The organism is Deltaproteobacteria bacterium (assembly GCA_020845775.1).
Taxonomy (GTDB): domain Bacteria; phylum Bdellovibrionota_C; class UBA2361; order SZUA-149; family JADLFC01; genus JADLFC01.
In genome coordinates, this window is record JADLFC010000151.1 from 1 (window position 1) to 10,878 (window position 10,878).

A 10,878-nucleotide genomic window follows, 5' to 3' on the forward strand; every position below is an offset into this window, starting at 1 on the left:
ACTATACCGTTTCCAAAAAGTAAGTTAAATATTTTACTTTTTGGAAACGGTATTTGTTGTTTATTGGCAAGTGCTTACGCACTTGCTGTTTATACCATTTACAAAAATCCTTTTTGTAAATGGTATATGCTGGAAAATTTTCTGTAATAGTATGGCCTAGTGTTGTGTGTTTGATAATATTTTGCCTATTATCTAATTCCCCTCGCTTTCGTGCGTATGAAATAATACATTGAACAACGGTAAATTAAATGTGTAGTAAAAAATTGATGAATCTTGGTGTATTTAATAACGTGCCCCACGGTAGGAATATTCCGGGAATAGTAAATGCAATTATCGAGATTCCAAAAGGCCGGCGCAATAAGTTTGAGGTAGATAAGGAAACTGGCCTAATGAAGCTAGACCGTTACCTTTATTCTTCTAGTCATTATCCCGGCGACTATGGCTTTATTCCGCAGACGCTTGCCGAGGATGGCGATCCGCTGGATGTATTAGTGATGGTTAATGAGCCAACATTTAGTGGCTGTTTGATAGAGGCGAGGGTTTTGGGAATTTTTCGCATGAAAGATAAGGGATATAACGATTTTAAGATTTTTGGCGTACCAAATGCCGATCCGCTTTTTTCGGAATTTAAGGATATTGGCGATATACCCAAACACTTTTTGCTGGAGGTAGAGCATTTTTTTCATACTTACAAACAACTAGAGGGAGTTAGCACTGAAATGCTTGGGTGGTCTGGCCGTGATGAAGCTATGCTCGAGGTTGCGAGTTCTGTAGAAAGAGCAGAAAAGATGTAATATTTGGAGCGGGAGACGGGGATTGAACCCGCGACGTCAAGCTTGGGAAGCTTGCATTCTACCACTGAATTACTCCCGCGTATCTGATATATATTTATAGCTTTATTTGAAAGCTAGTCAAATTTTTAGACCTGTGTATAAAAAGAACTTATGAAAGAAAAAATTCAAGAAGACATAAAAGTTGCAATGAAAGCCTCGAGAAAGGACGATGTCATAACCTTAAGAGGGCTTTTATCTGAAATAAAAAGACTAGAAATAGACACTCGCACGGCTCTTACGGATGAGCAGTGTATCGGAGTTCTGCAGAAGGAAATAAAAAAGCGTCGCGATGCAATAGAGTTTGCCAAAAAAGCAAACCGCGGGGACTTAGTGGAGAAGAACGAGGCTGAAATTGCATTGATTCAGCGGTATTTGGGTGAGCAGCTTGGAGAGGGGCAGTTGAAAGAATTAGTTGCCAAGCTGATAGCTCAAGGAGCTAGTTCCGTAGGCCAAGTAATGGCATCGCTAAATAAAGACTATAAGGGGAAATTCGAAGGAAAACTTGCTAGCGAGATTATTCGCGAGCAATTGGGCGCAAACTGAAGACGAGCCAAATTTGTCAATTGAGTTCGCGCCGATTAAAAAGCAGTACTGCTAAGGATAAAGCGGCTAGCGAGTAGGCCATGCAGTACGCTACGGCATATAGCAGGTCGCCATATGCTACTGGCTCTCTGTATACAATTGCATCGTTAAAATTGAATAGACTTAGATCCGGCAAAATAAGGTCGAATATTCGCACTATAAGTGCAAGCGTAGCATTGTGATTTTCTCCCTCCTCGAGGAAATACTTGAAGTAAGAGATAGACCTACCAGCAATGTAAAATGCTAGAGTGAATAATCCGCTTAGTGTCGTCGTAACTACAAGTGCCGAAAAAAAGATAGAGACTGAAGCTACGACTATTACCTCAAGAATGATTAAAAATACTCCTTCGAACAAAAGAAGTTCAACTCGGTGTTCAAAAAACCCTACAAAGGCTATTAAGCCTAGCCCCATAATGCTGACGAGTGATGCCACTGTAAGCGACAATCCTAAATGCTTTCCTGCTATGAATTGCCAACGCTCGACTGGTTTCGAGAGGATGTTGTAGATAGTCCTTTGCTTGAGTTCGCGGCTCAACAAACTTACTCCACAAATTATAGTGATAATTGTTCCGAAAAAAGACAAAGCAAACAGACCAAAATCTTTGATTACATTAACTTGACTGCCGATAGTTACGCTACCAAACAAGGCAGATACTGCAATGAGGATACCCGCGAACAGAATTACCGAATATAGAATCTTGTTTCGTATAGCCTCCTTAAAAGTGTTTATTGCAATGGCTATGACTTTCATAGTGTCACCATTTGTTCGTTCTGCTTTTGCTTTTCTGAAAAGTTATTAGTATGGGCGAGTGGATCCTCGCTGGAATTGGATCTACTTGCCTCAGTAATTTTCATGAAAATTTCTTCTAAATTTAGACCACGGGAATTAAAAGATTCTATGGTTACTTGTTTAGAATTAAGTGCATCGAGCGCAGCCCTTGCTACTTCGTAAGTCGGAAAGCGATATGTAAGGATTCTGTCAGTCGATGTTTCTTCGATGTCTTCGACCTTGCCGATTTCGCTTAAGATGCTCGGCATGTTTCTTTCCTTTAGCGATAATCTAATTTTAAGCTCATAGGCTCTGCCGAATAAGTCCGGTATCTCTCTTAGCGAAAAGACCTTTTTAAGTTCGCCGTTTGACATGATGGAAACTCTATCGCAAACATCCTCGACATCTGAAAGAATGTGCGATGACATGAAGATGGTAGTCCCTTGCTTTTTTAAGCCGAGAATTAGGTTTCTAATTTCTAACCTACCAATGGGGTCTAGGCCAGAAAAAGGTTCGTCCAGGATCAAAAGTCTTGGCTTATTGAGGATTGCCTGGGCAAACCCCAAGCGCTGCTGTAGTCCTTTAGAGAGAGCGCGCACTGGACTATTGCGACGATTTTCAAGCTTAACTAGTGCTAGGACATCGTCTACGACTTTTTTTGCATAGGCGCGGTCAAATCCATGCAGCTGAGAAAAAAAGGTCAATGTTTCGCCAACGGTTAGATGATCGTAAAAGTAAGGTTGCTCGGGCAAATATCCAATCTTCTCTCGCCAATCGGCGCCACCTATCTCTTTGCCGTCAAATGCAATTGAGCCCTTGGTTTTGCGAATGAGTCCAACAATGCATTTAATGGTAGTCGTTTTTCCCGCGCCGTTATGTCCCAAGAACCCGAATGATTCACCTCGCAGTATATCGAGCGAGACGTTTTCTACTGCCCTTAGTGGCCTAAACGTCCAATGAGAATAGAACGACTTAGATAAGTCTTTTATGCTTAAAATGACATCGCTCATACAAATAGTTTACTCCGAAAGTGCACTGCTGAACTCGTTTTGAAACGCACCTGTCTTTGCCGTTTTGCCGGCGAACGTTAGGCCTTTCCTGCTAGATGATGATAGAATTTCGCCAGTCGTTTCGTCTATGTAATATTCCCCAGTTAGAGGCTCAGTGGGAACTCTTGTGATTATGTTCGCTGTAACTAGCTCCTCTAGCGTCTCAAGGCGTTTTTTCTCTCGTTCTTCGAATCTTTTCTTCGCTGTTTCCAAAAACTTTATATCGCGACTAATAATTGCCAAATTCAATTTTTCTGTTAAAGCTTCTTTGGCAACCTTGTCTTCAGTGTTTTCAATTAAGTCATTTAAAAAGGCAATTGCAGCATCTGGACTATCCACCATTACCATTAGGCGCGAGGCTAAGGATGCCAAAAATGGCGGAGCGTCTGGGAGCTTTGAGGCAATTGTGAACTCCTCTTTAGCCTTGTCCTTCTGTTCCAAAAAATACCAGTAATTAAAGCCTTTAAGGTAGTGCAGGCGCCAAAGGTGCTCGTGGTGCATAATCGCACGTGTTAACAGTTCATTGCTGCGTTCGGGTTCCTTTACCACCCAGGAAAGCAGGGTCGCACAAAACTCTACGGCATGTGTGGCCTGAACGTTTAGAGATGTAACTAAATCACACATGTGCGCGAGCCATCTATAGTCCTTGTTCCCTCTATATTGCTTGCCGAAATAGTTAATGGTGTTAAACCATAGCAGGTCACTTGCCATGTTGTTGAAACCAAGGGTAACTAGCTTGACGTATCGTGCTTCGGGAAGATAGAGAGGCGGTCTTTCACGTTTTGCTGTCTCGCTAGCTTTGCTTGCGGCCAGTGCGTTTCTCGAAGACAAGCTACATACTGCGGCTACGACTAGTAGGCAGGCGAAAATGATAGTAGTAGAAACTTGCCCTAATGACCTATGCGAGTTTCCTGTATTGTGTTGCTCCCTCATATTGCATCAAAGCTTCAGAAATATTACGCAATATTTGATTTATCGAGTTTATATAAGATACTTCTTAGATGTTACTGAAATTGGATTGGGTTAAAAAAAAGGAGGCTCGATGAACCCCCTTTTTAGATGTAGCGTTATAATGTAGCAGGAGCTTTGTCGGTTAAGCTCCTGCTTTAGCAATTAGCGTTTTATTATGAGAGAGTTCCCGTTAGGCTGTCATATGCGTATGCGGTATCTCCTTTTGTGTGTTGAGCTGCTGCGTCGAATGCGCCGTTAGCAACGCCAGCTGCGGAATTTTTGGCAGTATGGCTAAAAGGTACTACTGCTGGGACACCGGCACTGTCGCGAGTTGCGCTAAATCCTGGCAAAACTCCTTCACAAGCTGCGGCGTCTGCGCAGGTTTGATACTCCTCGTTATCGACAAATGCTGCTTCTTGGGCCGTTACGCTGTTTCGTATGTCCGTAACAGCAGCAGAGTTAAATGCCCTTACGCGGTATTCTGCAAACTGGGGTATGGCTATAGCCGCTAGAATTCCAATAATTGCTACCACAACTAATAGCTCAATTAATGTAAAACCTTTTTCATTTCTCATGGTAATGGACTCCTTACACATTTTTACTTACTTACTATACTGTCACCTTTCCCGATCCAAAGAATTATCAAACGATATTGCCTTGGAGTTGTTTTTGAGGCGATTTCACTCGCCTTCTAGAAACAAACACTTAGCAAGCTCAATGCCAAAATCTAGATCTGGGAATTGCAAGCATTGACACTTTCTGCATTCTCTCAATTTCTCTTATAATTTCCGTGGGTTCTAAAAAAATGGGACAAAGTTTTTAACCTCCACGAGCAATTTATTAATCCAAAATCCGCTTGTTACGATGATCAAAAATTGCAATTTGGTGCACACCCTGACAAATTTTGTCATAGTCTTATTGCAGCGTTTCTTAACGCAGTGGTAAAACTATATCGTCTTATCGACAACTGGATGCTTTATGTTGCCGAGATTAAGGGGTTGCTTCGTCGCCCATGCCATATTTCTTCAGGCGGTAGCGAAAGGCTCTAAAATTTAGGCCAAGTAGTTTTGCGGCTTGTTTTTTTATGCCACCAGCCTGCTCAAGCGCTCGTAGTAGATAGACTTTTTCAAGTTCTGCAATGGTGTTTTCTAGATCAATTGGCAAAGAGTATATCCGTGTATAGTCATCGTTATGGGTTTTTGCGATTGCAAAGGCCGAATTTGCCTTATTAATTCCGCTATTTAGCTTGACTTCATCCGGTAGGTGTTCTGGTAGTATCGCCTCGCTACCTAGCACTAATGCGCGTTCAATTATGTTTTCTAGCTCTCTTACGTTTCCTGGGAAGGAGTAATTTATCAGAAGTCCAGCAGCTTCTGCGGATATCTTTGGTAGTATAGAGCTTTTATCTGAGTATCGACCGATAAAATATCGCATTAGCAAGGGTATATCCTCTTTGCGATTCCTTAAGGGTGGCACGACAATATTTACTACGTTTAGTCTATAAAACAGATCCTCCCTAAATCGCTTATTGGCGATTTCCACTTTTAAGTCCTTATTAGTCGCGGAAATGATGCGCACATCTACGGGAATATCGTGGACATCGCCAACTGGGCGAACGGTTTTTTCTTGGAGGACTCTTAGCAGTTTCGATTGCAACTGTAATGGGAGCTCTCCAATCTCGTCCAAGAAAATAGTTCCGCCATCAGCCTGCCTAAACAGGCCTAACTGATTGCTGTTTGCGCCCGTAAACGCACCCTTTTTGTAGCCAAATAGTTCACTTTCTATTAGTGTTTCGGGAATTGCCCCGCAGTTAATGGCAACAAAGGGATTATTGCACCTTGGGCTCTGGGAATGGACTGCCTTTGCTATGACCTCTTTTCCGGTTCCGCTTTCTCCGGTAATGAGAACGGAGGCTTCTTTTGCCGCAACTCTTTCGATAAGCGCAATGATTTGTTGCATGACTTTGCTTTCGCCAATGAGATTGATGGGGCTCGTGCTAGGCGATTGCGATGTTTGAAAGAGATCGGTTTCGGCAAGTAGCTTGGTTATTTGTTCGTGCAGCGATAGGCGTTTCTCCATGCTGCGAATGTGGCTTACGTCCCTAAAGCACAAGAGTTTTCCGCTCTCACTTCCCAGGCTGTTAGACAAGGTACGGACGGTGTAGTCGAGGCATAACTCTTTGTTATCGGTCTTTCGCCTAATGTTAAGATCCATTGGCTCATTAGAGGAAATATTTGTTTCAAACAAACTTTTCTCATTCTTGTCAGCGTGTTGGTTCTTTAGGAAATCTGAAAAATTGCTTCCAATCAAACTCTGAGCATCGATATCGCTTAACCCCATTATGGCGCAGGCAGCCTTGTTAATGTTAGTGATTGCGCTGTGAATATCAATGGTGAGAATGCCGTCAGAGATATCGTTAAAGAATTGCTGCTGTTGGTTGCTTAGCTCGTGCAGATTTTGCTTATGTCTATCGGCAATGCGCCAAACAGCTTCTAGCTGTTTGGCTAAATAACTGCTCGCTAATGCAATTACGATTAGCGAAGTATAGACCCCCAATATGCCCGCTGCGGAAATGCTGCTACTGTTTAAGTCAAGCGGGGCTATTAGACCCGATGCCAATAAGGCGTATAATAGACCCGATGCAGCAGCAACAATTACTGCCCCGCTACTACCGAATAATACGGTTGCGCCAACGATAATAAACAGATAGAGCACAAACAGGGGACTGGAAGCTCCGCCGGTGACATACATTACTAGCGTTGCAAGAATCACATCCGCTAGCGCCTGGCAATAACCAAGCCTTTTCACGTTTACTGCAAATTTAAGCCACAGCGCGTTAATTAGGGATATTCCATAGGTAATTGCTATGCCCCAAAACATGGGATAGAGCGCGCGTATACTCCTTTCGTTCATCAGCACATTCCAGGCATTTGTCCCAAGCAGCAGGGACAAAATTGTTATGCGAAAAAGTATGAGTTGGCCTAGGGTTCGCTTTAGCTTTGACGGCGAAGCAGAAAAGGTTCTGAGTGGCGATGAGGGCGCGTTAGTGCGATCGCTCAAGGCTTTGGATGCTGTATCTTCAGCTGCTCGAGTAAAAGATTCGCAAGATGCTTTGCTCGTAGGTTGCGTATTCATTCTGCTAGCTAAATAACAGTACCTAGCTTAAATATTGGCAGATACATTGCAATTACTAGTCCACCGACTAGCGTTCCGAGTATCATAATCATTAGTGGCTCTATTAGTTGTTTCATAGCGCCAACGGCATTATCGACCTCGTCCTCATAAAAATCTGCAATCTTTTGCAGCATGGAATCTAGCGCACCGGTGCTTTCGCCAACTGCGATCATTTGAACTACCATCGGAGGAAAAACCGCAGATTCTTGCAATGGCTCGGCTATGCTTTTTCCTTCGCTAATGTTTACTCGCACTAGTCCCACCTCTCGCTCTACAACTTTGTTGCCAGCAGTTTTGCCGCAAATTAACAGCGCGTCTAGGATCGGCACGCCAGAGCTAAGCATTGTTCCAAAAGTGCGAGTGAAGCGGGCGACGGCCACCTTGCGAACTATGTTTCCAAACACCGGCAATTTTAGGGCAATTGGATGAACGATGCGCTGTCCGCGTTCAGTCTTCACAAAGCGCCGAAATAACCATATAGCTAGTATGATGTTCGAAAAAATTAAAATGCCGTGCTCCACCATGAAGTTTGAGAGATTTATTACAAAGCGCGTCGGAGCTGGCAATGCGGAACCAAAATCGTTAAACAGCTCCGCAAAAGTTGGGATCACAAATATGAGCAAGACTGCCGTGACGATTACCGCTGCACTGAGAACTACGGCTGGGTAAATCATGGCGGTTTTTACCTGACGCTTTAGTTTATCAGCCTTTTCCAGATAGTCCGCTAGCCTCTCAAGAATAATGTCCAAAATACCGCCCGTTTCGCCGGCAGCTATCATGTTAACGAAAAGCGCGTCAAAAACCTTAGGATGTTTTGAAAGTGCTTCTGCCAGCGTGCCGCCAGTTTGCACGGTTTCCTTGATGTTGGTTAACGCTTTTTTCATTGCCGGATTTCGCTGTTGCTTAGCTAGTACATCTAGGCCTTGGACGATTGGCAATCCAGCATCGATCATTGTGGCAAACTGTCGGGTGAATATTACTACGTCTTTAGTCTTGGCTTTTGGTTGAAATCCGGGGATGTTTATTTCTGTAGAGAGGCCTTTGCCTTTTTGTTTTATTTTTTTTACGTTTGGCACAATGCGCTGTTGTTTAAGCGCATTAAAAACTGCTTGAACGTTCGCAGCTTCCATCTCGCCATTTACTTTTTGTCCATTGGAGGATTTCCCTTCCCATGTAAAAACAGCCATGTCGTTAGTTCTCCATAATTTTGCTTGTCTCGTTAATCCGCTGCAGTTACTCGCAGCACTTCTTCAATGGTAGTTGTTCCAGCTATCAAGCAGTTAAGTCCTGAGCGCCTCAAGGTGTCCATTCCCTGGCGTATAGATTCGCGCTTGATTTCTGCGGCACTTGCGCCGTTTAAAATAAATTCTCTTAATTCCTCAGTCATGATCATAGCTTCATATAGTGCGATGCGTCCCCTATAGCCGGTTCCACTGCATTTGTTGCAGCCAGCACCGTAATGTGCTTTTGCATGTTTTGCTTCGGCAGGGGATAAGCCGATGTTTATTAATAGCTCGGGATTTGCCTCAAATGGTTTTACGCAGTTGTCGCATATGCGCCTAGCTAATCGCTGTGCCACGACTATGTTTATCGACGATGCTACGAGAAATGGTTCAACTCCCATGTTTAAAAGTCGATTAATAGTCGATGGCGCGTCATTAGTATGAAGCGTGGAAAGCACTAGATGGCCGGTCAAAGAGGCTTTAATGGCGATTTCTGCAGTTTCGTAGTCCCTAATTTCGCCCACCATAATGATGTCTGGGTCCTGTCGTAAGAAAGATCGCAAAGCGGCTGCGAAGTTAAGACCTATATCGTCGTGCATCTGCACCTGGTTTATTCCAGCCAAGTTAAATTCCACCGGATCTTCGGCTGTAGAAATGTTAGTAGTAGTCTTATTTAAATTCGTAAGAGCCGAATAGAGCGTTGTGGTTTTGCCAGAACCTGTTGGGCCAGTAACTAAGACCATGCCGTATGGTCTTGATATGGCATCTTGAAATGACGTCATCTGCTTGCTGCTAAATCCGAGCTTAGTCATGTCAGTTTGCAGCGATGTTTTGTCGAGAAGTCTCAATACTACTTTTTCGCCAAATAATCCTGGAAGAACGCTTACGCGAAAGTCCATTTCTCGGCGATTGCCGAGTTTTAGCTTTATGCGACCATCCTGGGGAAGCCGACGTTCGGCGATGTCGAGTTCGGCCATTATCTTTATTCGAGAGGTAATTGCATTTTTTAGTTTGTAGGGCGGCTTCATTATTTCGTAGAGCACGCCGTCAATTCTAAATCGAACGCGAAATATTTTTTCGTATGGCTCTATGTGAATATCAGATGCTCCCTTTTTTATGGCATCGCTTAAGATGGCGTTGACCAATTTTACTACAGGTGCATCTTCGGTTGCGCGTTCGAGTTCCAGGAGATCCGGTTCATCGTCGGCCCCTACTACTTCCACGTCTTGCTGCTCGTGCAAGTCATCCAATAAGGTGTCGTAAGATACTGCGGAATCGTAAAGTTTTTCTAGGTTGGCCTTAATGTTGCTCTCAGCTGCCAGCACCGCCTGAACGTCGTAACCGGTTATGAACTTTATGTCGTTAACCGCTAGGATATTCGAGGGATCCGCCATAGCTATGGTCAAGGTGGTTCCGTTAAGTTCTAGTGGGAGCAAAATATGCTTGCTAGCCAGTTCGAAGGGAACGAGGCTAATGATTTCGCGGTCGACTTCTTGGTTGTCGACTTGTACTAGTGGCAACCCATATTTCTGGCTAAGAGTATTAACTAAGACTTCTTCTGGAACAAAGCCGAGAGCTACCAGAGCGCCGCCTATGAGCCCGCCATTTTGCTGAACATGTTCTTGGGCTTTCCCGAGCTGCTCCTCGGTTATGAGGCCAGCTTGCAGCAGAAGATTTCCGACTCTTGATGACATAAATATCAAGATGAACTTCGGACTTCGTCTGATGCAAAAAATTTGTCAGCGCTGACAATAATTTACTATGTTTAAGGCCATACGGCTTCTAAAAAGGCAGTTAAATATTTTACTTTTTGGAAACGGTATTTATTGTTTATTGGCACGTACTTATGCACTTGCTGTTTATACAATTTACAAAAGTCCTTTATGTAAATGGTATAACTCCGTAAGAATGTGGAGGGGAGAGGTGTGCCACTGTGACGATAATTGTCAATATCGCGGCAAATAGACGCACATGCCGCATGTTAGGAACTTGTAATGGTTCAGCGCGAACTGGAGTCCCGACTGGAGATAGAAGGTAAAATTCAAGTTATACCGTTTCCAAAAAGTAAGTTAAATATTTTACTTTTTGGAAACGGTATTTGTTGTTTATTGGCAAGTGCTTACGCACTTGCTGTTTATACCATTTACAAAAATCATTTTTGTAAATGGTATAAATATGGTGTGGAGCGAGAGCAAGAAAAGAATCAAAGTTGTTCCCCAGGGGACGATCAAAGGGACAGTTCATCATTGTCAATGGACAAGATGGTCGCAGTGCTGCGCAGCATCTTGAATAATCTC

Annotated in this window: 11 protein-coding genes and 1 tRNA gene; 4 read left to right on the forward strand and 8 right to left on the reverse strand. The window is 43.5% G+C overall.

The genetic code is table 11. The annotated features are described in order from the left end of the window. The first annotated feature begins 266 nt into the window (after window positions 1-266). Complete coding sequence (locus IT291_09895; GenBank protein MCC6221538.1) at window positions 267-794, forward strand: inorganic diphosphatase; 528 nt, start codon at window positions 267-269, stop codon at window positions 792-794. Window positions 795-798: 4 nt separating this feature from the next. Here IT291_09895 and IT291_09900 read toward each other — a convergent pair. Then, window positions 799-873, reverse strand: a tRNA-Gly gene (locus tag IT291_09900). 71 nt (window positions 874-944) lie between these two features. On the opposite strand from IT291_09900, the gene IT291_09905 reads away from it, so the two are divergent. Then, window positions 945-1,376 (forward strand): GatB/YqeY domain-containing protein, encoded by a 432-nt coding sequence (locus tag IT291_09905; GenBank protein ID MCC6221539.1) that lies wholly within the window; start codon window positions 945-947, stop codon window positions 1,374-1,376. 16 nt (window positions 1,377-1,392) lie between these two features. Here the strand turns inward: IT291_09905 and IT291_09910 are convergent, their stop codons facing one another. The 5 genes from IT291_09910 to IT291_09930 all read right to left on the reverse strand — a co-directional run bounded on the left by IT291_09910 (window position 1,393) and on the right by IT291_09930 (window position 7,097). After that, window positions 1,393-2,166 carry an ABC transporter permease gene (locus IT291_09910; GenBank protein MCC6221540.1) on the reverse strand — a complete coding sequence of 258 codons (774 nt, stop codon included), beginning with the start codon at window positions 2,164-2,166 and terminating at the stop codon, window positions 1,393-1,395. Next, the gene (locus IT291_09915) at window positions 2,163-3,194 is read right to left on the reverse strand and encodes an ABC transporter ATP-binding protein (GenBank protein ID MCC6221541.1); all 1,032 of its coding nucleotides are present in this window, start codon (window positions 3,192-3,194) and stop codon (window positions 2,163-2,165) included. Before IT291_09915 ends, IT291_09910 begins: the two co-directional genes overlap by 4 nt. 9 nt (window positions 3,195-3,203) lie before the next feature. Then, window positions 3,204-4,166, reverse strand: coding sequence for a hypothetical protein (locus IT291_09920; protein MCC6221542.1), 963 nt, complete (start codon window positions 4,164-4,166; stop codon window positions 3,204-3,206). 191 nt (window positions 4,167-4,357) lie between these two features. Continuing rightward, the gene (locus tag IT291_09925; protein ID MCC6221543.1) at window positions 4,358-4,759 is read right to left on the reverse strand and encodes a prepilin-type N-terminal cleavage/methylation domain-containing protein; all 402 of its coding nucleotides are present in this window, start codon (window positions 4,757-4,759) and stop codon (window positions 4,358-4,360) included. A 415-nt stretch (window positions 4,760-5,174) separates the two neighbouring features. Beyond that, window positions 5,175-7,097 carry a sigma 54-interacting transcriptional regulator gene (locus tag IT291_09930; protein ID MCC6221544.1) on the reverse strand — a complete coding sequence of 641 codons (1,923 nt, stop codon included), beginning with the start codon at window positions 7,095-7,097 and terminating at the stop codon, window positions 5,175-5,177. Window positions 7,098-7,155: 58 nt separating this feature from the next. On the opposite strand from IT291_09930, the gene IT291_09935 reads away from it, so the two are divergent. Continuing rightward, a complete protein-coding gene (locus IT291_09935; protein ID MCC6221545.1) occupies window positions 7,156-7,335 on the forward strand; it encodes a hypothetical protein in 180 nt (59 codons plus the stop codon). Here the strand turns inward: IT291_09935 and IT291_09940 are convergent. Both IT291_09940 and pilB read right to left on the reverse strand, forming a co-directional pair. Continuing rightward, the gene (locus IT291_09940; GenBank protein MCC6221546.1) at window positions 7,328-8,545 is read right to left on the reverse strand and encodes a type II secretion system F family protein; all 1,218 of its coding nucleotides are present in this window, start codon (window positions 8,543-8,545) and stop codon (window positions 7,328-7,330) included. The two genes, IT291_09935 and IT291_09940, sit on opposite strands and share 8 nt — an antisense overlap. Window positions 8,546-8,577: 32 nt before the next feature. Further along, the gene (pilB, locus tag IT291_09945) at window positions 8,578-10,275 is read right to left on the reverse strand and encodes a type IV-A pilus assembly ATPase PilB (GenBank protein MCC6221547.1); all 1,698 of its coding nucleotides are present in this window, start codon (window positions 10,273-10,275) and stop codon (window positions 8,578-8,580) included. Between the two features lie 300 nt (window positions 10,276-10,575). Here pilB and IT291_09950 point away from each other — a divergent pair. Beyond that, window positions 10,576-10,878 (forward strand): hypothetical protein (locus tag IT291_09950; protein MCC6221548.1); only part of this gene is annotated, 303 nt, incomplete at its 3' end.